Source organism: Burkholderia sp. AU30280 (genome assembly GCF_020420125.1).
GTDB lineage: Bacteria > Pseudomonadota > Gammaproteobacteria > Burkholderiales > Burkholderiaceae > Burkholderia.
In genome coordinates this window covers 117,672-143,863 of the sequence record NZ_JAIZRY010000003.1, presented here as the reverse complement: position 1 = coordinate 143,863, position 26,192 = coordinate 117,672, and the positions used below count along the sequence as shown (strand labels likewise).

Genomic DNA, 26,192 nt, shown 5'->3' with positions numbered 1-26,192 from the left:
AAAAGCAAAACGGCCAGGCTGCCGGTAGCGGCAAGCCTGGCCGTTGGCTTTCGTCTCGACGAAAGCGCGTTACTCGAACGTTTCGAGCGCGAGCAATTCGTCGATCGTCTGCCGGCGGCGGATCAGCCGCGGCACACCGCGATCGACGAGCACTTCCGGCGCGAGCGGCCGGCTGTTGTAGTTCGACGACATCGACGCGCCGTACGCGCCAGCATCATGCAGGAACAGCAGGTCGCCAATCTGCGGCTGCGCCAGCTTGCGGTGCGTGACCACGCCACCCGCGTCCTGCGTAAACACGTCGCCCGATTCGCACAGCGGCCCCGCGATCGCGAGATCGACGAGCGGCCGGCCGGCCGGCAGCGCGCCTTCGTGCGTGTGCACCGACACCGCGTGGTAGCTGCCGTACATCGACGGGCGCATCAGGTCGTTGAAGCCCGCGTCGATCAGCACGAAATCGTGCTTCGGCCGGCGGTTGACGGCCTGCACTTCGGTGACGAGCGTGCCGGCTTCGGCGACGAGGAAGCGGCCCGGTTCGATCTCGATGCGCACCGGGTGGCCGAGATGCCGTTCGATCCGCTTGCGCGCGGCGTCCCACTGGCTGAAGTAGTGGCCGACGTCGACGCGCGGCTCGCCGTCGCGATACGGAATCGACAGGCCGCCGCCGGCCGAGATCGCGTCGATGTCATGGCCGAGCGACGTGACGAGATCGACCATCGCATCGCACACCTGCGACAGGTGGCCGTAGTCGACTCCGGAACCGATATGCATGTGGATGCCGACGAGCTTCAGCCCGTACCGGCGCACGATCTCGATCGCGCGCGGCACGTCGTCGATCCAGATGCCGTGCTTGCTCTGCGGGCCGCCGGTGTTGGTCTTGTTGCTGTGACCGTGGCCGAATCCGGGGTTGACGCGCAGCCACACGCGGTGGCCGGGCGCGTGCTCGCCGATGCGCGCGAGCATGTCGAGCGAACCGGCGTTCACGGTCACGCCGTGCTTCAGCACGGCCGCGAGCGTCGGGCGGTCGATCAGGTCGGCCGTGAACACGACGCCTTCCGGCTCGCCGGCAGGGCTGAACCCGGCCGCGAGGCTGCGCTCGATCTCGCCGAGCGACACGGCATCGACACATGCGCCTTCTTCGCGCATCAGCTTCAGGATATGGACGTTCGAGTTCGCCTTCTGCGCATAGCGGATCACGTCGAACTGACGCAGTTGGGCGATGCGGTCGCGGATGACGTCGGCGTCGTACACCCACAGCGGGGTGCCGTATTGCTGCGCGAGCGTCGCGAGCTGGCGGGAATCGAGGGACATGGCGGATGAATCGGGTCGAATGAACGGATAGGGTGAATGATGCGCCTGATTGCCTATACAGTAAAATGCCTGTTTATCAACATTTGATTCATATCTGATATAGAAGATCATGCTCACGCACCGCCATATCGAGGTCTTTCGCGCGCTGATGGTCACCGGCAGCACGACGCGCGCGGCCGAGATGCTCTATACGTCGCAACCGACGATCAGCCGCGAGCTTGCGCGCATGGAGCAGGTCGTCGGCTTCGCGCTGTTCGAGCGCGCGCATGGCCGGCTGCGGCCGACGATGGCCGCGCTCACGCTGTTCGACGATGTGCGGCTTGCGTATGTGGGGCTTGAGCGCGTCGCGGCAACCGCCGCGCGCCTGCGCGAGTTTCGTGACGGTCAGCTGTCGGTGATTGCGCTGCCGGCGTTCTCGCACGCGATCCTGCCCGGCGCGTGCCGGCGTTTTCACGAGGCCCACGCGGGCGTCAGCGTGTCGGTTGCGACGCAGGAATCGCCGGTGCTCGAAGAGTGGCTGACCGCGCAGCGTTACGACCTCGGGCTGACCGAGCACGACGTCGCGCCGGCCGGCACCGTGCTCACGCCGCTGCTCGAGGTCGACGAAGTGTGCGTGCTGCCCGACGGCCATCCGCTGCTCGCGCAGGATGCGATCGATCTGCCGGATCTCGCCGATCGCCCGTTCGTGAGCCTGTCGCTGAACGATCCGTACCGCATTCTGATCGACGAGGCGTTCGCGCAGCTCGGCGTGGCGCCGCGCTCGGTCGTCGAAACACCGTCGGCCGTGTCGGTGTGCGCGTTCGTGCGGCAGGGGCTCGGCGCCGCGATCGTCAATCCGCTGACCGCGCTCGATTTCGTCGGGCGCGACCTGCACGTGCGGCCGCTCACGCGGTCGTTTCCGTACCGGGTCAGCGTGATCGTGCCCGCGCACCGGCCGAAGAGCCTGCTCGTCGATGCGTTCGCCGACGCACTGCGCAGCGAGGCGAAGGCGATCCGCCGCCGGCTGGCCGCGCTCCTCGGCTGACGCGGCCGTATGATGGGCGTTTTGCCGCCATCGTCGTCTCTTTCCGGAACCCCTCATGACCGATGCTTCCGCTTCCCTCGAACAACCGATCCTGACTGGCGAACGCGTCGAACTGAGGCCGCTCGCCTCGTCCGACCGGCAGGCGCTGCTGGACGCTGCCGCGGACGGCCAGTTGTGGAACCTGAAGGTCACGGTCGTGCCAGGCCCCGAGACGATCGACGCCTATCTCGACACCGCACTGCAGGGCCGCGCCGCCGGCACCGTGATGCCGTTCACGATCGTCGATCGCGCATCGGGCCGCGTGATCGGCAGCACGCGTTTCTGGAAGATCGATCGCCAGAACCGCAAGCTCGAGATCGGCCATACGTGGCTGAGCGCATCGGCGCAGCGCACGCGCGCGAACACCGAAGCGAAATGGTTGTTGCTGGGCTATGCGTTCGACGTGCTGCAATGCGTGCGCGTGCAGTTCACGACCGACGAGCTGAACGAGAAATCGCGCGCGGCGATCCTGCGGCTCGGTGCGAAGCAGGAAGGTATCGTGCGGCACGAACGGATCATGCCGGATGGCCGCAAGCGCAATTCGGTGCGCTTCAGCATCATCGACGACGAATGGCCGGAAGTGCGTGCGCGGCTGTTGGCGAAACTCGCGACGTAACGCGTGAAGTGTGGCGTTTGACGTGCGTCGCGCCGCCGGAAGGGGCGCGGCGACGCGACGACAGGGGAAGCAGTGCGCCGCGCACGACGGCGCGGCGTAGCGGGCGCGTTACTGCGCCGATGCGAGGTGGTGGCGTTCCGCGAGCTTCTGCGCGTCGGCGTAATGCTTCTGCAGGATCGGCAGCGACTGGCGGGCGACTTCCTTCAGCTTCGTGTCGCGGCCCGACGCGATTTCGGCCTGGAATGCCGAGATGGCCTTCTGCTGGCCGGCGAGCGCGACCTGCTCGATATACGCCTTGTCGAACTCGGCGCCGCGCAGGTTCTTGATGCTGTCCAGCGCGGCCGTGTCGGGGTCGTTGGCCGGCACGTCGACGCCGCGCGGGCTCGCCGCGCGCATGGCCTGGATGATCTTTTCATCGTCGGTCGACACGCGTTGCGCGAACGCCTTGACCTGGCTGTCCGACGTGCGCGAATCGGCGATGCGCGCCGCGTCGTGCTGCGTCGACACGGTTTTCGTGCCGTCCGTGATGAAGGCCTGGTCGGCTTCGTGGATGCGCGTCGCGGCGGCGGCCGGTGCGTTCGGTGCCGGTTGTGCGGTTTGCGCGGTCGCCGTCACGGCGACGAGAAGCAGGCCAGCGGCAGACAAGGCAAGGCGCGAGATGTGGGGAAAGCGGTTCATGGGACCTCCTTTCGATCGGGGCTCGGGTTGAAAAACGGATCTCGTGATCCGTCGCTGTGCGAGAGACCGGGCGCGCCCGGGCCGGATTCGACCGCCGCTCTGCCGCGGCGCCGGTCGAAGTGTTGCCCGGCCCGACCGATTCTAGGAGAGCGATCCGGTCGCAGGTGCAACCGCGCTGTGGTTTGTGTAACGGTTGGTAAGACGAATCGCCGAGCAAGCGTGACGACCGGTATTGCGTACCTGTTGCGTGTGCGACAGCGGCAATTCTTGCGTGCGTGGGGTGTGCTGAATGCACGTGGGTGTCATCTGCAAGTCATCGTCGTGCCGAGGTGTCGTGCGCGTCGAGCGGCGGGTCGAGCCGTGCGCACGAAGCGCACGGGTGCGTCACACGCGATCGAGCAATGCGTCGAGACGGGGCAGCAACGGTGTCGCGCAATGCGCCTGCAACGCGTCCGGCGCGGTGTAGCCCCACGCGACACCCTGGAAGGCGATGCGTGCGCGTCGTGCCGCATCGGCGTCGCGGATTTCATCGCCGACATACAGTACTTCATCGGCGCGTACGCCGGCCTCACGAACGAGCGCGCGCAGGCGACGCGCCTTGCCGAACAGCGGAATGCCGCATGCGAAATGCTCGACGCGGCTGCTGGCGCGCGGGCCGAGCCGGTCGCGCACGATCTCCTCGGTATTCGACGTGGCGATCGCGATGCGGATGCCGCGCGCGGCGAGCGCGTCGAACGTTTCGCCGACGCCGGGGAACAACGCCACTTGGGCGACGCGCGGCCGCATCAGGCGGCGCATGTCGATCGTCACGCGCGGCACTTTCCACATCGGCACGTCGAGCGCGCGAACGATGTCGCGCGCCGACATGCCGCGCAGCGCCGGGCGCAACTCGGGCGTGGCGTCGCGAAAGCCGTGCATGCGCGACGCTTCGGACAGCGCCGCGAGAAAGCTGTCTAGCGAATCGGCGAGCGTGCCGTCGAAGTCGAATGCGATGAGGCGATAGGGCATGAAGCGGCGTGGCGGGTTCATTGGACAGGCGACATTGTCGCCGAATCGAGGCCCGTTGCCCGCACGGTCGATTGCGCATGCCTCGACCTGGAAATCGACCCGCGCCCGCGCGAGGTCACGCGGATCGTGGCGGCCCGGCCGCTGCCGTTGAAGCGTTGCAACGCAGATCGCGCGTTGCGGGCGCCGTGAGCCGCAGGCGAGTAGACGCCCGTCCGTCGGCATGCAGTCGATACGCGTCGCCGCTTGTAGCCCCTCGCGCCGCGCGGTATCGTCGGCATTTCGCCTTCCACCACACCAACCGGAGACCGACGTGCCCGCTGCCGCCCCCGCCACGCTGAGATTTTCCACCGACAAGCGCGAACTCGACGTCGACGCGATCTTCGACTTCCTGCATCGCGACGCGTACTGGTCGCAGGGCATTCCGCGCGACGTGGTCGAGCGTGCGATCGAGGGCTCGCTGTGCTTCGGCGCCTACGTGGGCGACCGGCTCGTCGGGTTCGCGCGGCTCGTGACCGATCACGCGACGTTCGCGTACCTGTGCGACGTGTTCGTGCTGCCGGTCGAACGCGGCAACGGCTACGGTCGCGCGCTGATCGACCACGTGTTCGCGCAGGAGATGGTGCAGGGGCTGCGTCGCATCATGCTCGTGACGTCCGATGCGCACGAGCTGTACCGGCCGGTCGGCTTCGGGCCGTCGGCGAACCCCGAGCGGGTGATGGAGATCCGCCGTCCGGACATCTACGCGAAGCGCTGACGCACGGCGCAGCGCATACAATACGCGCTTTCCGTTTTTGCCGAAGAGAAGCCCATCATGACCGAACAGGAAGCCGAACAGCTCGCGACGCATCGCCATTACAAGGGCGGGCTGTATCGCTACATCGGCGTTGCCCGCCATTCCGAAACCGAGGAATCGGTGGTCGTGTACGAACACCTGTGGCCGCATGCACGCGGGCTGTGGGTACGGCCGGAAGCGATGTTCAACGGGAACCTCGAAGACGGCACGCCGCGTTTCCGCAAGCTGCGCGACTGATTGACGGCCGGCGGCGCGCGCCGCCGCCGTGCCAGCCGGCGGTGCGGACGTCTACGCGCCGGCCAGCGCCTTTACCAGCTCCGGCGGGGCCTGCCGCCCGACCGTGACTTCCGGCGTGCCGTGCCACGCCGCGAGCTTCTTCACCGCCTTCGCGACATCGGCCGCGAGCCCCGTGCCGAACCGCACGCCCGGCTCGACATGCACGGCCTTCAGTTCGAACGTGCCGAGCGTGCGATGCGCCTTCGCATCGATGCGCCCGACCAGCCGCCCGCGATGCAGCACCGGCAGGCAGAAATAGCCGTAACGCCGCTTGTGCCCGGGCGTATAGCATTCGATCGTGTAATCGAAACCGAACAGCGTCGATGCACGCCGCCGGTCCCAGACGACCGGGTCGAACGGCGACAGCAGCGTCGTGACCGTCGAGCGCAGCGTGTCGGCCTCCGCGGCGGGCAGCAACGCTTCGAGCGAGCGATGCACGTAGGCCGGCTCCTTCCAGTCGTCGATCGCCACCGGGATCAGGTCGCCCGCGCTCGCGAGCTGCTCGAGTTCCGCGCGGTACGAACGGCGCGGCAGCCGATAGTAGTCGGCCACCCAGTCCGCGCGCACGACGCCGAGCGCGCGGCACGTGTAGTCGAGCAGCGTAGGCAGCACGGCGTGGCGCGGCGGCAGGTCGCGCGCGTCGTCCCAGTCGGGCAGCACGCGCTCGCGCACGTCGTACACGCGCTGGAAATTGCGGCGTTCCGACACCATCAGGTCGCCCGTCGTGAACAGCACTTCCAGGTGACGCTTCTCGGGCTTGCGATCCCACCAGCCGTTGCCTTTCACGCCATCCTCGCGGGCGAAATCGGCCGACCGTACCGGGCCTTCGGCGCGAATCCGCGCGAGCAGCCGCTCGATGTCGGGACGATTCTGCTCATGCCACGCGGCCGCGTACTTCCAGCCCATCCCCGACGGATCGAGCATCTTGTAGCGCATCAAGCCGAACTGCTCGATCGGCAGGAAGCACGCTTCGTGCGACCAGTATTCGAACAGGCGTGCCTCGGCGAGATGCTCGTCGAGCCACTGCGGCGAGAAATCGCCGAGACGGCTGAACAGCACGAGATACGGGCTGCGCGCGACGACGTGGATGGTGTCGATCTGCAACTGCGCCATCCGGCGGATCGTGTCGAGCACGTCGGATTTGGTGGCCTTGCGGCGGGGCGGCGTCAGCAGGCCTTGTGCGGCGAGATGCAGCGCGCGGGCGGCGGCGGGCGAGAGCGTAAGCATCGGAAGGGCGGACGGGAGTGATGGTCGGGAACCACTTTAGCGCGAAAGCGGCGCGCGCGTGCGACGTGCCGATGCAACGTGTCTGACAATGGTTGACAGATGCGTTTCGCAAGTTTCCCTATAGTGCAGTTCATGGCGCGACGATAAAGGCGCGCAACGATTTTGCTTCCGACGCACATATGTCCATGGCACGCAGGAAGCGAATCCGGGATTCTCAACCCCCATCGGGAGACCCGGAGCCCTGAGCGGACATCCATGCGGCTGTGCACCGGCCCCGTGTGGATGTCCGCTGATTTTTTTGGTTTTTCCGGTTTGCTTCGCGAGCCGCGTTCCCTTCCGTCTTTTCCCGTTCGTCTGTCGGCGTGTTATTGCCGCTTGCCGCGCGCGACTTCGTCGCCGGCGCCGGGCGGCAGCCGCCGCGTGATCGGAATCGACGCGAACGAGCACAGCCCGACCACGACGAACGCGGGCCAGAAATCCGACCACACCATCTTCTGATGACCTTGCAGCCAGTGCGAAATGTGCAGCACGAGGCCGGCGACCGTCACGCCCAGGCCGAGCGACATCTGCTGTACGACGCTGCCGAGGCTCGTCGCGCGGCCGGCGTCGCGCGGCGAGATGTCCGCGTAGATCATCGAGTTCAGGCTCGTGAACTGCAGCGCGGGGAAGATGCCGCCGACGAGCACGATCAGCCAGATCGCCCAGGTCGCCATGCCGGGATGGAACACACCGTAGGCGGCAATCGCGAGGCCCGCGAATGCCGCGTTGTAGATCAGCACCGTGCGGAAGCCGAAGCGGCGCAGCGTATGGGTGGCCGTTGAGCGGCTCATGGCGCCGCCGAACGCGGACGCGCACGTGATGAGCCCCGAATGGAACGCGCTCATGCCGAGCCCTTCCTGCAGCGCGAGCGGCAGCAGGAACGGCACCGCGCCGAGGCCGATACGGAACAGCGACCCGCCGACGACACTCGCGTGATAGGTGGGGATCTTGAGGAAGCTGAGGTCGAGCACCGGGCGCTCCTTGCGGCGCGCATACGGCACGTAGAGCGCGAGCAGGGCGGTGCCGGTCACGCACATGAAGAGCGCGTTCGAGCGCGACGTGAGCGAGCCGTCGATCAGCGTGAGACCCATCAGCAGCAGCGCGGCGCCGCTGGCCGACAGCACGAAGCCGAACCAGTCGAGCGGGCCCGGATCGGGCTCGCGCGTGTTCGCGATGTGCTTGCTCGCGAGGTAGATCCCGTAGATGCCGATCGGCACGTTGATGAAGAAGATCATCCGCCAGTGCAGGTAGGTCGTGATGAAGCCGCCGACGAGCGGCCCGACCGTGGGCCCGAACAGTGCGGGAATCGCGAGGTAGTTCATCGCGCGCACGAGATCCGAGCGCGGCACGGCGCGGAAGATGATGATGCGGCCGACGGGCACCATCATCGCGCCGCCGACGCCCTGGATGAAGCGCGCGAACGTGAGCACGCCGAGGGAACTGGATGCCGCGCACATCAGCGAGCCGACCACGAAGATGCCGATCGCGGTGCGGAACACGGAGCGTGCGCTGAAGCGGTCGGCCAGCCAGCCGCAGATCGGAATGAACACGCCGAGCCCGACCACGTAGGCCGTGATCGCAATGTTCAATGTGACGGGGCTGTGCCCGAAATCCCTCGCCATCGCGGGGAGGGCGGTGACGATGATGTTCGCGTCGACGCTTTCCATGAACAACGCACAGGCAACGATGAGCGGTGCTAGAAAGACGGGCGACATGGGCTGGGCGCGCGGTAAAGACGCCATTATGCCCACATTGTGACCGTTGAGTCACGTACGACAACAGTTGTTCCGCATGTTGCAACAGTCGTCTTTGTTAGCGGGCGCGACGAAAAGAACGACTGCGCAAATGCGGCGCCTGCATCGCGCCGGTATCCCGCATGCACCTGGACGGCAGACGGTGCGACCGCGTCGTCGTTGGCCGCATGTGCGTTCTCCACACCCGGCAGGATCTCGGCGATGTCGAAGCACCGATCCCGGAGCGGCCTCGCTCGAAGCGCCGCGATCGCGCGTTCGCATGCGCGGTGATCCTGCCCGGCGCCGATACGCCCGTCGGTCACGCGCGCCGAGCAGAGCGCGGCGGCGTAGAGGCGCGGCGACGCGCGTTCGCGTCGCGTTTCGCGGATCGGCGCGATGCATTCGCGCGGCGGCCGCAAGCGCTCCGGCATGGGGACGCCGAGCCGTTCGGGGCGCGTCTTCACGACGATGAGCAGGGTGGGCAGGGTCGCGTGGATTCCTTTTTGACGGGGCGGAAGGGTGTTTCTAGAATATGAGCGTTTGCTCATATTCGAAGCTCGCATTCCGACCATGGCCGAATCGTCTTCACGAATCCCGCTGTCGCCTCGCAAGGCGCCGCGCCAGCGTCGCTCGCTGGCCACCGTCGACGCGATCGTCGAGGCCGCCGCTCGCATTCTGGAGCGCGACGGCTTCGACGGCTACACGACGAACGCGGTAGCGGCGCTGGCCGGTGTGAGCATCGGGTCGCTCTATCAGTACTTCCCGAATCGCGATGCGCTGACGGCCGCGCTCGTCGAGCGCGAGAGTGCGCATCTGCTCGACGACGTCGACCGGGCTGGCGCGCTGTCGTCGTGCGACGACGTACTGCGCGCACTGGTACGCGCGGCCGTCGCGCACCAGATGCGCCGTCCCGTGCTCGCGCGGCTGATCGATTTCGAGGAGGCGCGGCTGCCGCTCGGCGCGCGCACCGCACGCGTCGCGGATCGTATCCACGCGACGCTGCTGCATGCGCTCGGGCTGCGCGATGCGCCGCGCGTCGCGGCGCCCGACGTCGTCGCACACGATCTGCTCGCAATCGTGAAAGGGATCGTCGATGCGGCGGGCGCGCGCGGCGAGACCGATGCGGATGCGCTCGACGCGCGCGTGTGGCGGGCCATGCGCGGTTATCTGCGCGAGTCGCGCGAATCGAAACTTGCTTGATGTGCACGTTTCGTGCGACATTCCGACCTACTCGCACCACCAAACGACGCGCATCGATCGAGGGCCATCGAGACGAGCGCGCGCGCGAACGAGACCTCGTGCCGACCCACTCACCATCCAAAGGAGGGGACACGTCATGACGTCACGTCGTGCCGCATCGATCGCATCGCGCTTTTCAAGCCGCTTCTCAACGCATTTCTCGCCCCGTCTCTCACCGCCACCCGTGCGGCGTCTTCGCTGGGCCGCCGCATTGGCCGTCGCGTATCTTGCCGTGGCCGGCTGCGCCGCACAGGCCGATAACGCGAACCAGGCAACTGCCCAGTCGGCTCCGCCTGCTGCAACCGCGGTTGCCGTCCCCGCATCGGGCACGCTGCTGCCGCCGCCGAGCCAGCTCTATGGCGACCTGTTCGTCGCGGTGCAGACCGCGCAGATCTATCCCGACCAGAAGACCTTCGTCGACGCGACGCCCGATAGCGATCCGGCGACGATCGTGCAGTTGTATCAGCAACAGAAATCGCAGCCGGGCTTCTCGCTGAAGGCGTTCGTCGACCAGCATTTCACGCCGCCACCGGAAGGCGGCGTGACGCCGCCGCCGAACCAGACGCTGCGCCAGCACATCGACTGGCTGTGGCCGCAGCTCACGCGCACGAGCACGACGGTGCCGCCCTACAGTTCGCTGATTCCGCTGCCGAAGCCGTATGTCGTGCCGGGTGGCCGTTTCCGCGAAGGCTACTACTGGGATACCTATTTCACGATGCTCGGGCTGCAGGTGTCGGGTCGCGAGGATCTCGTCGACAACATGCTCGACAACTTCGCCCACCTGATCGACACGATGGGGCACATCCCGAACGGCAACCGCACGTACTACGCGAGCCGCTCACAGCCGCCGTTCTTCGCGTACATGGTGACGCTCGCCGCGCAGGCCGAAGGCGACAACGTCTATCGGAAATACCTGCCGGAACTGCGCAAGGAACATGCGTACTGGATGCAGGGCGAAACCACGACGCCGCGCGGGCAGGCTGCGCGCCACGTGGTCACGATGCCCGACGGCGCGGTGCTGAACCGCTACTGGGACGCTAGCGATACACCGCGCGACGAGTCGTATCTCGAGGACGTGACGACCGCGAAGTCGGTGCCGGCGCGACCTGCGAACGAGGTCTACCGCGACCTGCGCGCGGGCGCCGAAAGTGGCTGGGACTACAGCTCGCGCTGGTTCGGCGACGGCAAGACGCTCGCGACGATCCGCACGACGTCGATCGTGCCGGTCGACCTGAACAGCCTGATGTTCCATCTCGAGACGACGATCGTGAAGGGCTGCACGGTCACGCGCGACGTGCCGTGCGTGACCGATTTTTCAGCGCGCGCGGCTCGGCGTGCGGCCGCGATCAACCGCTATCTGTGGAACCGCCGCGGCTACTACGGCGACTACGACTGGCAGCAGCGCAAGCCGCGCGACGCCGTGACGGCCGCCGCGCTGTATCCGTTGTTCGCGGGTGTTGCCTGGCCCGAGCGCGCGAAGGCGACCGCACGCGAGGTGCGCAAGACGCTGCTGCAGCCAGGCGGCCTCGCGACGACCACCGAGAACACGGGGCAGCAGTGGGATGCGCCGAACGGCTGGGCGCCGCTGCAGTGGATCGCGATCGACGGGCTGCGGCGCTATGGCGAACCGGCGCTCGCGAAGGACATCGGCACGCGCTTCCTGTCCGACGTGAAGCATGTGTATGCGACCGAAGGCAAGCTCGTCGAGAAGTACGTGGTCGAAGGCGCCGGCACGGGCGGCGGCGGGGGCGGCGAATATCCGCTGCAGGACGGTTTCGGCTGGACCAACGGCGTCACGCTGAAACTGCTCGGCCTGTACGGCGAGTGAAGCGCGGCGCGGGCCGCGCGCCTGCGTCGCGCGAGAACGCACGGGCCGGACTGCCGCGCAAGCGGCCGTCCCGCCCGGGTTTGCATCAGGCTTGCGTTAGAACGTGATCGTCGTGCGCACGCCGACCACCGTTTCGTCGCCGATGCGCGCACCGGCCGCGTTCGGGTTCGGGATGCCGCCGCCCGGACGGAAGAAGTGCTGCAGGTCGGCCTGCAGTTGCCACCACGGCGTGACCTGGTACTGGTAGGTCGCCTCGACGACCGTCTCCGCACGGCGTACCGGATAGCCGGGCGTCGTGTAGACGCCGGTGTCGCCGTCGAGGCCGCGCGCATGCGAGCCGATCTTCGCGTAGCCGACGGCGATGCCTGCGACGTCGTTGTCGCGTCTCTTGAACGGCGCCTTCAGCGTCACGCCGGCGTTGGCGGCGAAATCGACGATATTGCGATCGCCCGGCGCGCCCATCACGCGCGCGAACACGCCGACCGAGCGCGCGCTGTCGGCCGACGGCCGCCACACCATCTGGTCCGCGACCGCATAAAAGCCGTAGTTGCCGCGATGGGTGGCGGCGATGCCGTTGCTTTCCGGATTCGCGAGCGACAGGCCGTCGGTGCCGTCGCGCGGGTCGTTCGCATGCTGCGACTGATACCAGAAGCCGAGCTTGTACGTTCCCGGCAGGCCGGCCGGCTGCGGCGCCTTCGGATCGTCGGGCGGCGCGTTCAGCGCGTACTGCACTTCGCCGATCACGAACGCGCCGCTGCGCAGGTTGAAGTTGGTGCCGTGCGCGTTCAGCACCTGCGCATCGCCGTCGCTGCGTCCGGCCGGGTTGCCGTCGAACACGCCGACCATCGCGGTCCACGCGTCGGACGGCTTCACGCGCAGCCGCACGCCGAGCGACGACAGCGGATACGCGGGGCCGCCGGCCGGCAGGTCGGTCGACGGCAGCACGGGCCAGCCGAACGTCGCGTTCATGAACGTCGCCGCGTTCTGGCTCACCATGAATTCCTGGTCGGCGCTCTGCTGGCCGACCTTCACGTCGACCTTGCCGTCGAGCAGCGACTGCTGGTACCAGAGTTCCCACAGGCGCGTGGTCGAATTCGCCTCGATGCCGGTCGCGGTCTGCAGCGTCTGCAGGTAGCGCTGTGTGAGGTTGGTGCCGTGAATCTGCAGCGCCGACACGTTGAACGTGCCGCCCGGCAGGCCGACCGCCTTGCCCGTGTCGACGTTGAAACCGAATTGCGTGAGCCCCTGGTACGCGCCGCCGCGATGCGTGCCGCCCGACGTGTTGTATAGGTACTCGCTGGTTTCCTGCAGGCTCAGCGTGATACCGCGATCGCCGAGCCTGTCGCGCAGGCCGCCCATGTTGCCGAGCAGGTTCGAGCGCTCCTGGAAGCCGGTGGGGGCGGGCGCGGCGGCATCGGCGGCCTGTTGTGCGGGCGCGGCGGCGTCTCCGGCGCAGGCCGTCGGTGCGGCTGCTGCCGGCGGCGCCGATTGCGCGAACGCGGGTGCGGCGGCGAGCGACAGCAGCAGCGTGGCGAGTGCATGGACGCGGAACTGGCGCGGGACGGGTTCGAGGTAGTGCTTCATGTGGGTTCCGTTGTCGGTTGGATTAGTTAGGTTGACGAAACGAAAGGGTGATGCGGAATGCGTGGCGAGACGATCGCGCGGCGGCATCTGGCGCGCGGCACGGCTGCGCGACGGGGCGTTAAGGCAGCCAGCCGCCGATGCGCCACACCTGTGCGAAGCCGAGGCGTGACGCGGCCGAGCACAGCAGCGCGACGAGGGCGACCGCGGCGGCCATCGCGGCGAACAGCAGGCAGTCGAGCGGGCGAGGCGCTGCCGGCACGTGGGCGAGCGCCGCACCGCGCCAGTTGCTGAACGCGTGGGCGAGCGGCGAGAGGCCGGAAACGAATGAGCGGTCGCATGCGAGATGCACGATGCGCTTGAGTCTGACCGCGAACGATTGAAGAAACATGACGCTGCCTCCGTCCGGTCCGGCTCGCGCCGGACGACGTGATCGAGCGCGGGCGCGTGATGCGGCCTGCGATCGGAGGGTGGAACGTAATGGAGCGTGCAACGGACGAACCGGCGATGGCCGGCCCGGGAGGAAGCGCGCTAACCCGACGAATGCGAGCGAGCGGCGTAAGACATGCGTCTGGCTGCTATCTCGCGATGGCTTGGCCGGCCTGGACCGGCATCGAACTGCAACTAGAGCATGTGTCCACGGAGGGACTCCTGTGATGAATTGCGGCGGATTGTATTCGGGTCGTTTGCTGCAGCGCAAGTAAAAAACGCGCAAAAGGCGCCGTGTGTGGCGTGTGTATCGCCATGAGCGCGGCGGCGCGGCAGCGGCGCGAGGGCGGGACGACGAGACGGTGGCGGGGCGCCACGCCGTTGTTCGGACACATCGGATCCTGGACCGTATCGTGACGCGCTGAAAGGTTTCGGCACGTCGTTTCGAGGGCAAATCTTTCAGCGCTGCAAGGTGGGAAATTTATTTCGGGAAATGGGGTTGGGAGGGGTTGACTTCGCTTTCGGGCCGTCCATAGAATCCGCCATCTTCACTCTTGGGGCCGCCGCCTTGGACGCCTGCAGTAGTCGATCTTCGAACGAAATTTCCGCCTGAGCGACCGACGTCCGCGCCTCATCGAAGCCGCCGTTTGTCTCCCAGGCAAACGGTGCGCGCAGCAGTATTCCGCAGCAAATTCCTACGTGCACCCTGATTCGCGCCGGTTAGCGTGATGCGTCTTCGCATGCGCCGTCCGGTTTCACCGCCGCCTGGCAGGCGGCCGCGTTCGCGCACGCCTTTGCGGGGCTCGCGCGTGCCGGCCCGCACGCCCGACGGCGGTCAACCGTGTTCTCCGGAACACCGCACAGGAGTCGCCATGAACGACAGTGACAGTTGTCCCTTATGCCCGTTGCATGCACAGACCCTTTTGAACCCGGGTCGCAGGGGCAATCCGGCCGACTAGCCTGACACGCCGTTCAGGCCCCGGACTGGCCCCGCGCCCACCACGCGGCCGGCAGCCTGTCGTCGCCGCACGGAGCCAGATCATGAACTTCGGCCTTCTGCTGTCGAACCTCCCGCACGTCACGGAATCGCGCAACCACTACGACGCGATGCTGACGCTCGACGCCCGTCCACGGGTGTTCTCCCGCCTGTTGAACCAGCTGAAATCGTTGATCCGCTGAACGACGCACCGAGCGTCTCGGCATGCGCACACGCGGCCGCCATCGAGCGGCCGCCCCGCGCGCATTCCAAGATCGCTTGCTCACCAGATAACCATTCGCCGTACGGAACACATCATGTCCACGCCATCCAACGTTTCTCCACCGATCGCCGCCGAACGCAGCGCCGTGCTCGACGAAGCCCACCTGGGTGACATCCGCGGTGCGCTCGGTACGATCGCGCATCACGACACCGGCTCGCGCGGCACGTGGTGGGCTCGCCTGCGCACGCTGCTCGCGATCATCGGCCCGGGCCTCATCGTGATGGTCGGCGACAACGACGCCGGCGCATTCGGCACCTACACGCAGGCCGGCCAGAACTACGGCACGACGCTGCTTTGGACGCTGCTGCTGCTCGTACCCGTGCTGTACGTGAACCAGGAAATGGTGCTGCGCCTCGGCGCGGTCACGGGCGTCGGCCACGCACGCCTGATCTTCGAGCGCTTCGGCAAGTTCTGGGGCGCGTTCAGCGTGATCGACCTGTTCCTGCTCAATGCGCTCACCATCGTCACCGAGTTCATCGGCATCACGTTCGTGCTGGATTTCTTCGGGCTGCCAAAGGTGGCCGGCGTGTGCGTGGCCGCGGCGCTGACCATGGCCGCGGTGAGTACCGGCGATTTCCGGCGCTTCGAACGGTTCGCGATCGGGCTGTGCGTGCTGAGCCTGCTGCTGGTGCCGGTGCTCGTGTCGATCCACCCGCCCGTCGCGCAGATGACGCGCGATTTCTTCGTGCCGAACTGGCCCGCGCACGCGAAGCTGTCTGACGTGATGCTGCTCGTGATCGGCATCGTCGGCACGACCGTCGCGCCGTGGCAGTTGTTCTTCCAGCAGAGCTACGTGATCGACAAGCGCATCACGCCGCGCTTCATGAAATATGAAAAGGCCGACCTGTGGATCGGTATCGTGTTCGTGCTGGTCGGTGCGGTCGCCATGATCGGTTTCAGCGCCGCGCTGTTCAACGGGCATCCGGAAGCCGGCAACTTTACCGATGCGGGCGGCATCATCGCGGGCCTCGAGAAGTATGCGGGCCGCACGAGCGCGACGCTGTTCGCGGTGGCGCTGCTCGACGCGTGCATCATCGGCGCGGCGGCCGTCTCGTTGTCGACGGCCTATGCCATCGGCGACGTGTTCAAGATCCGCCACTCGCTGCACCGCGGCGTGTCCGATGCGAAGGGTTTCTATCTCGTGTATTTCGGCATCGTCGCGGCCGCGGCCACGCTCGTGCTGATTCCGGGCAGCCCGCTCGGCCTGCTGACCGAAGCCGTGCAGACGCTCGCGGGCGTGCTGCTGCCGAGCGCGACGGTGTTCCTGCTGGTGCTGTGCAATGACCGCGAGGTGCTTGGGCCCTGGGTCAACTCGACGAAGCTCAACGTGTTCACCGGCGCGGTGATCTGGGTGCTCGTGCTGCTGTCGATCATCCTCACGGCGTCGGTGATGTATCCGGATATCAGCGGCGAAGCGATCGTCGACGTGCTGGTCGGCGGCACCGTGCTCGCGATCACGGGCTATCTCGCCACGGTATTGGTTCGCCGCAACAAGCGCGTGGTCGAGCCGGCCGTCGATCGCTCGTTGCGCGACACGTGGCGCATGCCGCCGCTCGACACGCTCGAGCCGCAGAACATGACGCTCGCGACGCGGGTCTGGATGGCCGTGCTGCGCGGCTATCTCGTGATCGCGGTCGGTCTCGTGATCGTCAAGGTGGTGCAGATGACGCTGCTGAAGTAACGCAGGCCGCCTTCACGAAGCGGCGCCGAACCCGGCGCCGCGCCGCAATCCGCACATGCCGGCCTCCGTGGCCGGCATGTGCGTTTACGCGTCCGCTCGCGGCACGCCGCACGGGCGGTGCGGTCGTCAGATCAGCTCGAGCTTCGACGTCAGGTACGTGAGCTGGATCCGGTTCGCGACGCCGAAGCGCTTGCGCAGCTTGCGCAGGTGATAGTCGACGTTGTGCGCGCTGGTGTCGAGGCGACGGCCGATTTCCTTGTCGGACGCGCCTTCGGCGATGCCGAGCAGCAGTTCCTGCTCGAACGGCGTGAGCCCGTTGACCGCGCGCTCGCGCGACGCCGAGATCAACTGCGGGGACGCGAACTTGTGCACCGACAGCCCGATCGACAGCGCCTGCTCGATCGTCGCCGGCGTGATCCATTCGCGCGTGCGGCGCGGTGCGGTGAAGCTCATGAACGCATGCAGCCGCGTGCCGGGCACGGCCATCGAATACATGATGCCGCTGCACATCCCGTCGTCCTGCATCGTCTGCAGGAAGCCGTCGAGCGCGGCCGGCACCGCGCGCGGGCCGTCGCCGCGCTCGCGATGTTCGCGGCGCAACTGCTGCAGGTCCCACACGATCGGCATGTTGCATACGCGCGCGCCGAGCGTGCGCGGATCGATGTCGTGATGGTTGTGCCGCACGTAGTCGCCGCGATAGGTGGCCGGCGTGAAGGCTTCGTGCAGGTAGAGACTCTCGACGCGCTCGTGCGCGAATTCGAGCGCGAAGTACGCGAACGTCGCGAAGCCCGTCAGATGCAGCAGGCTGGCAACGATGCGGCTGCGCTCGGCCGTGCTCTGCGCGTGCGCGAGCGTATCGGCGACGCCGAGCTTCGGCGCGTGCGGCTGCATGATGTCGCCGCGCTTCACGTCGTCGCACCAGACGACCTGCACGGGGGGGCGTTCCCGCGGCACGTCCGGGTGCGCGTTCAGCCCGTGCGACGGGCGGGGCAAGGTTGAGGCGACCGCTTCTTCATGCAATGCAATGTCGGACATGTGCCATCCTCGGAATCGACGCGCATCGCCTGGCGGCGGCCGTATCGTGTACGGCATTCGCGGCGATGCGCGTCGAGCATCGGTGTGATATGCGCCGATCGTCATCCCTGACGAAACGCAAGGGCATTGTACAAAAATGCTTGTGTCCGCGTAATATGCCGTAATACTAATGGCGGCGGAAGATTCCTATTCGCACGCATAGAACGAAGACCAGACAATCCATCAGGCAAAGACCAGATCGTGACGGGGCGCAGTTTCACATATTGGGAAAGGGCGGGCTCCTCATGACCTATGCTGACGGCGCACCACGCGTCGAGTGGTTTTCGCAGGCCGATATCGCAACGGCTGCGGCTTATTCGAATGAATATCAGGCAATCGGGTACGACGTTTTTACCGGCGCTCAAATTGAATCCGGTAAAACCGACCTGGCTCCAGTCGATTTCGCGCAATGCCACGCGCGATTGCGTCAAATCGGTTTCAGTACACTCGGTTATGGCGCTTTCGAAATGATCGGGCGGCGCATCCTGTGCGCGCATCTGCTGCGCGACCTCGCGCCCGCAACGTTCATGCAGCCGTTTGTCGAAGGGATGCTCTACGACAGCGACCCGCGGTTCGCGCAGGTTCGGCAGAGCGGCTTTCCGGTCGCGTGGCGGCTCGACGAGATCGAGGCGACGGCGCAGGCCAGCGGCGACCGCAAGTTGCTGGCGCTCGCCGGCCATCTGCGCGCGCATGCGATGAACAGCGGCGTGCTGTTCGGCCTGTCGGCGCCGCGTCTCGATTTGCGTGTCACGGTGAACGTGACGTCGGAGACGCACGGCACCGAATGGATCGACGATCGCGTGATCGGCGGTGCGCTGTCGGTCAGTCTCGCGGTGCATCGTGTCGCGTTGCCGTTCCTCGAGGCGCGCATCGCACGCATGCGCGGCTTCGCGCTCGGCGACGAGCAACAGCAGGTGCTCGACCGTCTCGTGCACGGGCTGTCCGACCAGGAGATCGCGAGCGCGCTGCGCACGTCGCTGCACAAGGTCGGCCACCACATCCGCTCGCTCGAAAAACTCTTCAACGTGCAGAACCGCGCGCAGCTTGCGTATCTGGCGGCGCGCCGGATGCCGTCCTGACGCCGTCAGCCCCCCGTTTTCTCCGCGTGACCCGATGATCGTCGCCGGCCCGTCCGTGGTCGGCCCGACGGGCCGTTGCGCCCGCGGCGCCGTCGCGATGCGCACACGATGCTTGACAGCGTTTTTTTCGAGTGATTGCGACATTCACCTATGAATTATTGCTGAATTATTTCTTCGTAATATGGCTCGACCGTCACGCCGGACGGCGGGCCGCGAGGTTACGCCATGCGTGACGAAAATGGTCAACAGGGGCGGACAAATCAATGTGCGGAATCGACGGCTTTCTGAATAGCGTCGCCTTCGATGAGGAGACAGCGCGCGGCACGCTCGCGCGCATGACGGCAAGCCTCGCGCATCGCGGGCCGGACGGGCAGGGGATCTGGGTCGATCCGGAAGCCGGCATTGCGCTCGGCCACCGGCGGCTCGCGATCGTCGACCTGTCGGTGCACGGCCGACAGCCGATGGCATCGGCGTGCGGCCGCTACGTCATGGTCTTCAACGGCGAAATCTACAACCATCGCGAACTGCGCGCCGAACTCGAGCGCGCGGGTCGCGCACCGGCTTGGCGTGGCCACTCCGACAGCGAGGTGCTGGTCGCGGCGATCGTCGCGTGGGGCGTCGAAGGGACATTGCGGCGCGCAACCGGCATGTTTTCGATCGCGCTGTGGAATCGCGAATCGCGGGTGCTGACGCTCGCACGCGACCGGATCGGCGAGAAGCCGCTCTATTACGGCCGGATCGGCGACGCGCTCGTGTTCGCGTCGGAGCTGAAGGCGCTGCGCGGCTATCCGGGCTTCGACGGCGCGATCGATCGCGACGCGCTGTGCCTGTACCTGCGCCAGTCGAGCGTGCCCGCGCCGCATACGATCTATCGCGGCATCCGCAAGCTGCCGCCCGGCACGTATATCCAGTTCGAGCATGCGCGCGACACGCCGCGCCTGCGTGCGTACTGGACGCTCGAACAGGCGATCGAGGACGGTCGCGCGCAGCCGTTCGAGGGCAACGCAGACGAGGCCGTCAGCCAGCTCGACGTGGTGCTGCGCCAGGCCGTCGCGCGGCAGATGGAGGCCGACGTGCCGCTCGGCGCGTTCCTGTCGGGCGGCGTCGATTCGTCGACGATCGTCGCGCTGATGCAGGCGCAATCGTCGACGCCGGTCGACACGTTCACGATTGGCTTCCATGAAGCCGGCTACGACGAGGCCGGTTACGCGAAGGCCGTCGCGCGCCATCTCGGTACGCGCCATACCGAGCTCTATGTCACGGCCGACCACGCGCTCGGCGTCGTGCCGAAGCTGCCGTCGATCTACGACGAGCCGTTCTCCGATGCTTCGCAGATCCCGACCTTTCTCGTGTCGGAACTGACGCGCCGGCACGTGAAGGTGAGCCTGTCCGGCGACGGCGGCGACGAGCTGTTCGGCGGCTATACGCGCTACTTCCTGACGCCGCGGCTATGGCGCAAGCTGCATCGCGTACCCGGCGCCGTGCGCGCGCGGATCGCTGCCGCGCTGCATGCGTTGCGGCCCGATCACGCGGACCAGCTCGCGGCGGTCGCACAGGGGGCGTGGGGCGGCGTGGAGGCACGCGAATCGGCGACGCGCATCGGCGATCGCCTGCACAAGCTCGGCCACGTGATGACGGCCGAGAGCCGCATCGGGCTGTACCGGTTGCTGATGTCGTCGGTGCATCATCCCGAGCGCCTCGCGTTGTCGGGGCAGGAGCCGGCGACGCCGCTCGATACCGTATCCGCGTGGCCCGCGCACCTGAGCTTCGCCGAGCAGGCGATGGCGATCGATACGCTCACGTACCTGCCGACCGACATCCTCGCGAAAGTCGATCGCGCGGCGATGGCCGTGAGCCTCGAAACGCGCATGCCGTTCCTCGACCATCACGTCGTCGAATTCGCGTGGCGCGTGCCTGCGGCGGTGCGTTTGCCGGAAGGGCAGTCGAAGGCGCTGCTGCGTCGACTGCTCGACCGGTACGTGCCGTCCGCGCTGATCGACCGGCCGAAACAGGGCTTTTGCGCGCCCGTCGATCACTGGCTGCGTGGCTCGCTGCGCGACTGGGCCGAAGCGCTGCTGCGGCCGTCGCGGTTGCGCGACGAAGGCTTCTTCGATGCGGCCGCGGTCGAGCGGCTGTGGCGCCAGCACGTGACCGGCCGAATGAACTGGCAGCATCAGTTATGGACGGTGCTGATGTTCCAGGCGTGGCTGGAGGCGCAGCGCGCCGCGTAGGCGGGCACGCTGCGCGGCATCACGGGTCGAGGCAGCGCATGCAGCGCCGCTTCGCGTCGCTCGATTGCAGGCCCCGGCACATCGTCATCACGGGCCGGGCATGACAGGAAGGCGGATCGGCGGACGCTGCCGGCGACGCTTGCCGGCGCGCGCGATCGGGCGGCGTGGTTGCGACGGCATCCATGCGTCGCTGGCGTGCGGGCGGCGTGTCGCGCCCGGTGCCGCCTTCATCCGGATTGCCCGGCGCTATCGACGCGACGTGCAGCGCGTCGTCGTTCGCCGCGTGGGTGACGGCCGGCACGGCGCACGCGAGCGCCGCCAGTGCGGACAGGCACGCGACGACGGTTCGCGGATCGCGCATCTTCAGGGTCATTCCGTTCGCTCCAGGGCCGTCGGCGCGGAGGGCGCGCGGCTGCTGGGTCGATTGTAGGGATGGCAATGGTCGTGTGTCACGCCGGAATCCGTCGTCGCGGGCATCGACGGCGGTGGCCGTGGCGGAAGCGACGAAGCGTGACGGACGAGGATGCGCGAGGATGCGCGGACGCCGGCATCCAAAAGCGACCGCCGCCCGTAGGCGGCGATCGGGTCGCGACTGGCTGGCGGGCCGGGCGGCATGCAGGCCGCGCCCGACGGGCGGGCCGCGAGGCGCTGCGGATCGGCGCAGCGCGGTGGGGGGAGCGTGGCCGGCGGGCCGGCGAATCGTCAGGCGTAGTCGGCGGCCATCACGGCCTGCGGCGCCGTGCGCAGGATCGGCGCTGCGTCGTGACGCTCGACGTGCGTCATCGCCGCACCGAACAGCACCAGACGATAGCCGACCGCGTAGATCGGGATGATCCGCAGGTTCTTGTCGTGATCGAGTTGCAGCTTCGAGCGGATACGCGAGATATGGGTGTCGAGCGTGCGCGACGACACGCCGAGTTCACGGCCCCACACGGCTTCCTGGATTGCCTGACGCGGCACGATCTTGTTCATGTTGTCGAGCAGGAATTCGACGACGTCGAATTCACGCGGCGTGACATCAATGATCTTGTTATCGATTTCGATCGTGCGGCGCACGAAGTTGATTTTTATGTTGTCGATGTACAGGTATTTGCAATCCATGGTGGCCCTCGCATGTCCATAAAGGAGTGTTTGCGGGTCCTGTGCTGCAACTTCCGGGCCAGGGACAGGATCGTCGGGGATCGGCAGGGGGCGGCGTCGCTGCAGGCGGCGCGCAGCCTTGAATTTAAAAGAATTTTTAACGGGGGGTGCGAGCCAAACAGAAAAGGGGGCGGGACAACCGTGAAGGATTGTTACGTAGCATCGGCGGGTGACGTTACGGGCGTTACGTCCGACGTAACGTGGCGGGCGACGCGGGAACCGGAGCCGATGGAACGTCACCACGGCTGGGTGTGGAACCCGACATTGAACTCTACATTCAACCCGACACGCAAATGTGAAAAGCTTATATAAATCAGTAACATAAGTGGTTATAATTGCCGACATGGAACCCTACATTGAACCCGACAGGGAAGCATGACCTCAGTCGCTACCTTCGAACCGCTGTTTCCCGAGGATCGCGTACTCGATCCGCTGCTTGAGCAGGCCGCCGAGCTCGTCGACGCATCACATCGGTTGCTTGCCGTACGCAATACCCCGCTGGCCGTCGCGCTCGTGCCGCAGTTGCGCGCCATGAATTCGTACTACACGAACAAGATCGAAGGACAGCACACGACGCCTGCCAAGATCGAGGCTGCGCTGCATCGGGATTATTCGACCGATATTGTCGAGCGCAAGAAACAACGCTTCGCGGTCGCGCATATCGCGACGGAAGCGGCGCTCGAGGAGGAGTGGCGAACGCTTCCGGTTGCCGCGCTCTTTGAGCCGACGCGAATTTCGGCCATTCACGATCGCTTCTTCTCTGGTTTGCCTGCCGACGAACGACTTACCGATGAAGGAAAAGCGATCGTTCCGGGCGAATTTCGCCGCTCGAATGTGACGGTGGGGCGTCATCTGGCACCGGAGCCTGAGATGATCGAGACGTTGCTTCAGGCCTGGGCGACACGTTATAGCCGCATTCGTGCGAAGGAATATCAACTGATCGGTATTGCCTGTTCGCATCATCGGTTGACCTGGGTGCACCCGTTCATGGACGGCAACGGTCGGGTGGCACGTCTGCATTCACATCTCGGACTGCGCGCCGCAGACCTGACTCATGGTCTTTGGTCGCCGCTTCGGGGGCTGGCGCGAGAGCATGAGCAGTATTACGCCAGGCTGAGCGAGGCCGACCAGACGAGGCGCAACGATCTGGACGGCCGGGGCAATCTATCCCAGGAAGGGCTGGTCAAATTTGCCCGGTTCTTTCTCGATTGCTGTCAGGACCAGGTTGGTTTCATGGTGCATATGACGGAGTTCGAAGGGGTGACCGGGCGATTGCTGGATCTGCTGCGATACCTGGAGGCCAATCCGTGGACCATCCGTTCGGAAAAATCTGTCATCAAACCGGAAGCCGCGGCGCTGGCCATGGAGTTCGTGGCACTGCGCCGAACGGTCACGCGAGCGGAGTTTGCCCAGATGCTGGGTGTGAGCGATGTACTGGCTCGCCGAATCGTCCGTTCGCTGCTGGATTTCGGACTGCTGACTTCGCCGTCGCATCGCGGTGAGCTGTCTTTTGGATTGCCGCTGAACGGCCTTCGTTTTCTATTTCCGAGACTCTGGCCTGAAGTCGAGCTGGAATGAGCGTTCCCGTGGGGGCGCCATTGTGCCTCGACTCCAGTCGGCGTTACGTCTTTCGCGAGGTGATCACAAACGCCGGCCGCAAGGCGTCTGCGCCCCGCGGCCGACGTTCCGGCCTACCTTCAAGCCTTCGCGCTATCCGCCGAATCGAACGGCAGCACGTAATGCCGCTTGCCCGTCGCCGCGAAGATCGCGTTCGCGACCGCCGGCCCGACCGGCGCGACGCCCGGCTCGCCGACCCCGGTCGGTGCTTCGGCCGACGGCACGATATGCACCTCGACTTTCGGCATCTCGGCCATCCGCAGCACGTGGTAGCCGTCGAAGTTGCGCTGCTCGACCTGGCCGTCCTTCAGCGTGATCGCGCTGTGCATCACCGCGCCGAGCCCGAAGCCGATACCGCCCTCCATCTGCGCGGCGACGATGTCCGGATTGATCGCGATGCCGCAATCGACCGCACACACCACGCGCTCGACTTTCACCTTGCCGTCCGCGTCGACCGACACCTCGGCGACCTGCGCGACATAGCTCTTGAACGCCTCGGCAACCGCGATCCCGCGCCCGCGCCCCTTCGGCAGCGGCTTGGCCGGATCCCAGCCGGCCTTCTGCGCGGCCAGGTCCAGCACCGCGCGCATGCGCGGCTCCTTCGCGAGCAGGTCGCGGCGGAACGCGTACGGATCCTTGCCTGCCGTGTGCGCGGCTTCGTCGATGAACGCCTCGACCGCGTAGGCCGTATGCGAACTGCCGACCACGCGCCACCACAGCACGGGCACGCCGACCTTGGCGGTGGTGAGCTCGACCGACACGTTCGGCACCGCGTACGGCAGGTTCGCCGCGCCCTCGACCGAGGTGGCATCCACGCCGTTCTTCACCATGAATGCCTCGAACGGCGTGCCGGCGAGGATCGACTGGCCGACGATCCGGTGGCGCCAGCCGACCAGCTTGCCGTCCGCGGTCAGCCCCGCGTCGAGCTTGTGGAAGTACATCGGCCGGTAGAAGCCGCCCTGGATATCGTCCTCGCGCGTCCATTGCAGCTTGACGGGCTTGCCGTCCGCGCCGAGCGCCTTCGCGATCGACACGGCCTCGACCACGTAGTCCGACCACGCGTTCGCGCGCCGGCCGAAGCTGCCGCCCGCGTACAGCGTATGGATCTGCACCTGCTCGGGCTTCAGGCCTGCCGTCCGGGCCGCGTTGGCCTGGTCGACCGTCTGGAACTGGTCGCCGGCCCAGATTTCGCAGCTGTTCGCCGTCAGCTTGACGACCGCGTCGAGCGGCTCCATCGGCGCGTGCGCGAGATACGGGAATTCGTATGTCGCGCTGATCTTGCGCGCCGCGCCCGTGATCGCCGCATCGGCATCGCCGTCCTTGCGCGCCGACGTGCCCGGCTTGTCGGCGAGCTGCCGGTATTCGCGCATGATCTCGTCCGAGCTGCGCTTTTCGGCGTTCGTTTCGTCCCATTCGATCTTCAGCGAGTCGCGGCCCTGTTTCGCGGCCCAGAAACCGGTCCCGACGACCGCGATGCCACCGGGCACCTGCACGACCGAGACGACGCCCGGCACGGCCTTGGCCGCCGTCGCGTCGAACGACTTCACCGTCGCGCCGAAGCGCGGCGGGCGCTGCAGCAGCGCGACGCGCATGCCGGGGAAGGTGGTGTCGAGCGTGAAATGCGCGGTGCCGTTCGATTTGGCCGACGCGTCGACGCGCGGAATCCGGTGGCCGATGAGCTTGAAATCGGCCGGCTGCTTCAGCACGACCTGGTCGGGCACCGGCAGCTTCGACGCATCGGCGACGAGCGTGCCGTACGCGGCCGTCTTGCCGCTCTTCGCATGCGTGACGACGCCATTGGCCGTCGTCAGCTCGCCGGCCGGCACCTTCCAGCGGGCCGCCGCGGCCGATACCAGCATCGCGCGCGCCTTGCCGCCCGCTTCGCGCAGTTGCTGCCACGAGTTCGCCATCGCCGAACTGCCGCCCGTGCCCTGCATCGTGCCGAACGCGAGGTTCGCGTAGCGTTTCGCGTCGGCCGGCGCGCTTTCGACGCGCACGTGCGACCAGTCGGCGTCGAGCTCCTCGGCGACGATCGTCGCGATGCCCGTATAGGCGCCCTGGCCCAGTTCGACGTGCTTTGCAATGACCGTGACGGCGCCGTCGGGCGTGATGCGCAGGAACGCGTTCGGCGCGAAGTCGGCGGCAGGTGCGGTCGCCGCAAGCGCGCGGCGGCCGAGGCCGGCCCATTCGAAGCCGATGGTCAGGCTGACGGCGGCCGCGGTGCCGGCGGCTTTCAGGAACGTGCGGCGCGACGGACGCACCGAACCGCTGTTGTCGAGTTCGATCGTCATGG

23 protein-coding genes are annotated in these 26,192 nt (G+C 66.8%); 11 read left to right on the top strand and 12 right to left on the bottom strand.

Annotated elements, in window-relative coordinates; translation table 11 throughout:
- Positions 1–69: 69 nt before the first annotated feature.
- On the bottom strand, positions 70–1,308 hold the full coding sequence (lysA, locus tag LGN17_RS08175) for a diaminopimelate decarboxylase (RefSeq protein ID WP_226195836.1): 1,239 nt from the start codon (positions 1,306–1,308) through the stop codon (positions 70–72).
- A 109-nt stretch (positions 1,309–1,417) separates the two neighbouring features.
- Here lysA and LGN17_RS08170 point away from each other — a divergent pair, with 109 nt between their 5' ends.
- Both LGN17_RS08170 and LGN17_RS08165 read left to right on the top strand, forming a co-directional pair.
- Positions 1,418–2,332, top strand: coding sequence for a LysR family transcriptional regulator (locus LGN17_RS08170; protein WP_175953297.1), 915 nt, complete (start codon positions 1,418–1,420; stop codon positions 2,330–2,332).
- 55 nt (positions 2,333–2,387) lie between these two features.
- On the top strand, positions 2,388–2,987 hold the full coding sequence (locus LGN17_RS08165) for a GNAT family N-acetyltransferase (RefSeq protein ID WP_226195835.1): 600 nt from the start codon (positions 2,388–2,390) through the stop codon (positions 2,985–2,987).
- Positions 2,988–3,095: 108 nt separating this feature from the next.
- Here the strand turns inward: LGN17_RS08165 and LGN17_RS08160 are convergent, their stop codons facing one another.
- Both LGN17_RS08160 and LGN17_RS08155 read right to left on the bottom strand, forming a co-directional pair.
- Entirely contained in the window at positions 3,096–3,665 is a 570-nt protein-coding gene (locus LGN17_RS08160) for a DUF4142 domain-containing protein (protein WP_226195834.1), read from the bottom strand.
- Between the two features lie 384 nt (positions 3,666–4,049).
- The gene (locus LGN17_RS08155; RefSeq protein ID WP_175953300.1) at positions 4,050–4,673 is read right to left on the bottom strand and encodes an HAD hydrolase-like protein; all 624 of its coding nucleotides are present in this window, start codon (positions 4,671–4,673) and stop codon (positions 4,050–4,052) included.
- 310 nt (positions 4,674–4,983) lie between these two features.
- Here LGN17_RS08155 and LGN17_RS08145 point away from each other — a divergent pair, with 310 nt between their 5' ends.
- Both LGN17_RS08145 and LGN17_RS08140 read left to right on the top strand, forming a co-directional pair.
- Positions 4,984–5,427, top strand: a complete 444-nt coding sequence (locus LGN17_RS08145; RefSeq protein WP_226195833.1) for a GNAT family N-acetyltransferase — start codon at positions 4,984–4,986, stop codon at positions 5,425–5,427.
- Between the two features lie 57 nt (positions 5,428–5,484).
- Positions 5,485–5,703, top strand: a complete 219-nt coding sequence (locus LGN17_RS08140; protein WP_006480837.1) for a DUF1653 domain-containing protein — start codon at positions 5,485–5,487, stop codon at positions 5,701–5,703.
- Between the two features lie 51 nt (positions 5,704–5,754).
- On the opposite strand, the gene LGN17_RS08135 is transcribed toward LGN17_RS08140, so the two are convergent.
- The 3 genes from LGN17_RS08135 to LGN17_RS08125 all read right to left on the bottom strand — a co-directional run bounded on the left by LGN17_RS08135 (position 5,755) and on the right by LGN17_RS08125 (position 9,289).
- Positions 5,755–6,969 carry a winged helix-turn-helix domain-containing protein gene (locus LGN17_RS08135; protein WP_226195832.1) on the bottom strand — a complete coding sequence of 405 codons (1,215 nt, stop codon included), beginning with the start codon at positions 6,967–6,969 and terminating at the stop codon, positions 5,755–5,757.
- Between the two features lie 365 nt (positions 6,970–7,334).
- On the bottom strand, positions 7,335–8,723 hold the full coding sequence (locus tag LGN17_RS08130) for an MFS transporter (RefSeq protein ID WP_226195831.1): 1,389 nt from the start codon (positions 8,721–8,723) through the stop codon (positions 7,335–7,337).
- 26 nt (positions 8,724–8,749) lie between these two features.
- Positions 8,750–9,289 carry a darcynin family protein gene (locus LGN17_RS08125; protein WP_226195830.1) on the bottom strand — a complete coding sequence of 180 codons (540 nt, stop codon included), beginning with the start codon at positions 9,287–9,289 and terminating at the stop codon, positions 8,750–8,752.
- 22 nt (positions 9,290–9,311) lie between these two features.
- Between LGN17_RS08125 and LGN17_RS08120 the strand changes: the two genes are divergently transcribed.
- Both LGN17_RS08120 and treA read left to right on the top strand, forming a co-directional pair.
- Entirely contained in the window at positions 9,312–9,941 is a 630-nt protein-coding gene (locus LGN17_RS08120; protein ID WP_226195829.1) for a TetR/AcrR family transcriptional regulator, read from the top strand.
- A gap of 136 nt (positions 9,942–10,077) precedes the next feature.
- Positions 10,078–11,808, top strand: a complete 1,731-nt coding sequence (gene treA / locus LGN17_RS08115; protein WP_226195828.1) for an alpha,alpha-trehalase TreA — start codon at positions 10,078–10,080, stop codon at positions 11,806–11,808.
- A gap of 96 nt (positions 11,809–11,904) precedes the next feature.
- On the opposite strand, the gene LGN17_RS08110 is transcribed toward treA, so the two are convergent.
- Both LGN17_RS08110 and LGN17_RS08105 read right to left on the bottom strand, forming a co-directional pair.
- Positions 11,905–13,392: a carbohydrate porin gene (locus tag LGN17_RS08110; RefSeq protein WP_226195827.1), complete on the bottom strand. Its 1,488-nt coding sequence runs from the start codon at positions 13,390–13,392 to the stop codon at positions 11,905–11,907.
- A 118-nt stretch (positions 13,393–13,510) separates the two neighbouring features.
- Entirely contained in the window at positions 13,511–13,780 is a 270-nt protein-coding gene (locus tag LGN17_RS08105; protein WP_226195826.1) for a hypothetical protein, read from the bottom strand.
- A 1,079-nt stretch (positions 13,781–14,859) separates the two neighbouring features.
- Between LGN17_RS08105 and LGN17_RS08100 the strand changes: the two genes are divergently transcribed.
- Both LGN17_RS08100 and LGN17_RS08095 read left to right on the top strand, forming a co-directional pair.
- The gene (locus LGN17_RS08100; protein WP_165765561.1) at positions 14,860–14,997 is read left to right on the top strand and encodes a hypothetical protein; all 138 of its coding nucleotides are present in this window, start codon (positions 14,860–14,862) and stop codon (positions 14,995–14,997) included.
- Positions 14,998–15,111: 114 nt separating this feature from the next.
- A complete protein-coding gene (locus tag LGN17_RS08095; RefSeq protein ID WP_226195825.1) occupies positions 15,112–16,758 on the top strand; it encodes an Nramp family divalent metal transporter in 1,647 nt (548 codons plus the stop codon).
- Positions 16,759–16,884: 126 nt separating this feature from the next.
- Here LGN17_RS08095 and LGN17_RS08090 read toward each other — a convergent pair whose 3' ends face one another.
- Positions 16,885–17,793, bottom strand: a complete 909-nt coding sequence (locus LGN17_RS08090; RefSeq protein ID WP_226195824.1) for a helix-turn-helix transcriptional regulator — start codon at positions 17,791–17,793, stop codon at positions 16,885–16,887.
- A 284-nt stretch (positions 17,794–18,077) separates the two neighbouring features.
- Here LGN17_RS08090 and LGN17_RS08085 point away from each other — a divergent pair, with 284 nt between their 5' ends.
- The gene (locus LGN17_RS08085) at positions 18,078–18,911 is read left to right on the top strand and encodes a helix-turn-helix transcriptional regulator (protein ID WP_226195823.1); all 834 of its coding nucleotides are present in this window, start codon (positions 18,078–18,080) and stop codon (positions 18,909–18,911) included.
- A gap of 263 nt (positions 18,912–19,174) precedes the next feature.
- On the top strand, positions 19,175–21,142 hold the full coding sequence (gene asnB, locus LGN17_RS08080; protein WP_226195822.1) for an asparagine synthase (glutamine-hydrolyzing): 1,968 nt from the start codon (positions 19,175–19,177) through the stop codon (positions 21,140–21,142).
- Between the two features lie 19 nt (positions 21,143–21,161).
- Here asnB and LGN17_RS36845 read toward each other — a convergent pair whose 3' ends face one another.
- Entirely contained in the window at positions 21,162–21,515 is a 354-nt protein-coding gene (locus tag LGN17_RS36845; RefSeq protein ID WP_413227012.1) for a hypothetical protein, read from the bottom strand.
- A gap of 329 nt (positions 21,516–21,844) precedes the next feature.
- A complete protein-coding gene (locus LGN17_RS08070) occupies positions 21,845–22,243 on the bottom strand; it encodes a winged helix-turn-helix domain-containing protein (protein ID WP_175968815.1) in 399 nt (132 codons plus the stop codon).
- A gap of 414 nt (positions 22,244–22,657) precedes the next feature.
- Between LGN17_RS08070 and LGN17_RS08065 the strand changes: the two genes are divergently transcribed.
- Positions 22,658–23,860: a Fic family protein gene (locus tag LGN17_RS08065; RefSeq protein ID WP_226195821.1), complete on the top strand. Its 1,203-nt coding sequence runs from the start codon at positions 22,658–22,660 to the stop codon at positions 23,858–23,860.
- A gap of 119 nt (positions 23,861–23,979) precedes the next feature.
- Here the strand turns inward: LGN17_RS08065 and LGN17_RS08060 are convergent, their stop codons facing one another.
- Positions 23,980–26,190: a xanthine dehydrogenase family protein molybdopterin-binding subunit gene (locus LGN17_RS08060; RefSeq protein WP_226195820.1), complete on the bottom strand. Its 2,211-nt coding sequence runs from the start codon at positions 26,188–26,190 to the stop codon at positions 23,980–23,982.
- Positions 26,191–26,192: the final 2 nt, after the last annotated feature.

Coding starts and splice junctions, on each gene's coding strand:
- LGN17_RS08090 (WP_226195824.1), bottom strand. CDS start 17,793: ATGTCCGACATTGCATTGCATGAAGAAGCGGTCGCCTCAACCTTGCCC.
- LGN17_RS08085 (WP_226195823.1), top strand. CDS start 18,078: ATGACCTATGCTGACGGCGCACCACGCGTCGAGTGGTTTTCGCAGGCC.
- LGN17_RS36845 (WP_413227012.1), bottom strand. CDS start 21,515: ATGACCCTGAAGATGCGCGATCCGCGAACCGTCGTCGCGTGCCTGTCC.
- LGN17_RS08105 (WP_226195826.1), bottom strand. CDS start 13,780: ATGTTTCTTCAATCGTTCGCGGTCAGACTCAAGCGCATCGTGCATCTC.
- LGN17_RS08095 (WP_226195825.1), top strand. CDS start 15,112: ATGTCCACGCCATCCAACGTTTCTCCACCGATCGCCGCCGAACGCAGC.
- LGN17_RS08165 (WP_226195835.1), top strand. CDS start 2,388: ATGACCGATGCTTCCGCTTCCCTCGAACAACCGATCCTGACTGGCGAA.
- asnB (WP_226195822.1), top strand. CDS start 19,175: ATGTGCGGAATCGACGGCTTTCTGAATAGCGTCGCCTTCGATGAGGAG.
- lysA (WP_226195836.1), bottom strand. CDS start 1,308: ATGTCCCTCGATTCCCGCCAGCTCGCGACGCTCGCGCAGCAATACGGC.
- LGN17_RS08160 (WP_226195834.1), bottom strand. CDS start 3,665: ATGAACCGCTTTCCCCACATCTCGCGCCTTGCCTTGTCTGCCGCTGGC.
- LGN17_RS08155 (WP_175953300.1), bottom strand. CDS start 4,673: ATGCCCTATCGCCTCATCGCATTCGACTTCGACGGCACGCTCGCCGAT.
- LGN17_RS08060 (WP_226195820.1), bottom strand. CDS start 26,190: ATGACGATCGAACTCGACAACAGCGGTTCGGTGCGTCCGTCGCGCCGC.
- LGN17_RS08120 (WP_226195829.1), top strand. CDS start 9,312: ATGGCCGAATCGTCTTCACGAATCCCGCTGTCGCCTCGCAAGGCGCCG.
- LGN17_RS08100 (WP_165765561.1), top strand. CDS start 14,860: ATGAACTTCGGCCTTCTGCTGTCGAACCTCCCGCACGTCACGGAATCG.
- LGN17_RS08140 (WP_006480837.1), top strand. CDS start 5,485: ATGACCGAACAGGAAGCCGAACAGCTCGCGACGCATCGCCATTACAAG.
- LGN17_RS08110 (WP_226195827.1), bottom strand. CDS start 13,392: ATGAAGCACTACCTCGAACCCGTCCCGCGCCAGTTCCGCGTCCATGCA.
- LGN17_RS08135 (WP_226195832.1), bottom strand. CDS start 6,969: ATGCTTACGCTCTCGCCCGCCGCCGCCCGCGCGCTGCATCTCGCCGCA.
- LGN17_RS08070 (WP_175968815.1), bottom strand. CDS start 22,243: ATGGATTGCAAATACCTGTACATCGACAACATAAAAATCAACTTCGTG.
- LGN17_RS08065 (WP_226195821.1), top strand. CDS start 22,658: ATGACCTCAGTCGCTACCTTCGAACCGCTGTTTCCCGAGGATCGCGTA.
- LGN17_RS08125 (WP_226195830.1), bottom strand. CDS start 9,289: ATGAGCAAACGCTCATATTCTAGAAACACCCTTCCGCCCCGTCAAAAA.
- LGN17_RS08170 (WP_175953297.1), top strand. CDS start 1,418: ATGCTCACGCACCGCCATATCGAGGTCTTTCGCGCGCTGATGGTCACC.
- treA (WP_226195828.1), top strand. CDS start 10,078: ATGACGTCACGTCGTGCCGCATCGATCGCATCGCGCTTTTCAAGCCGC.
- LGN17_RS08130 (WP_226195831.1), bottom strand. CDS start 8,723: ATGTCGCCCGTCTTTCTAGCACCGCTCATCGTTGCCTGTGCGTTGTTC.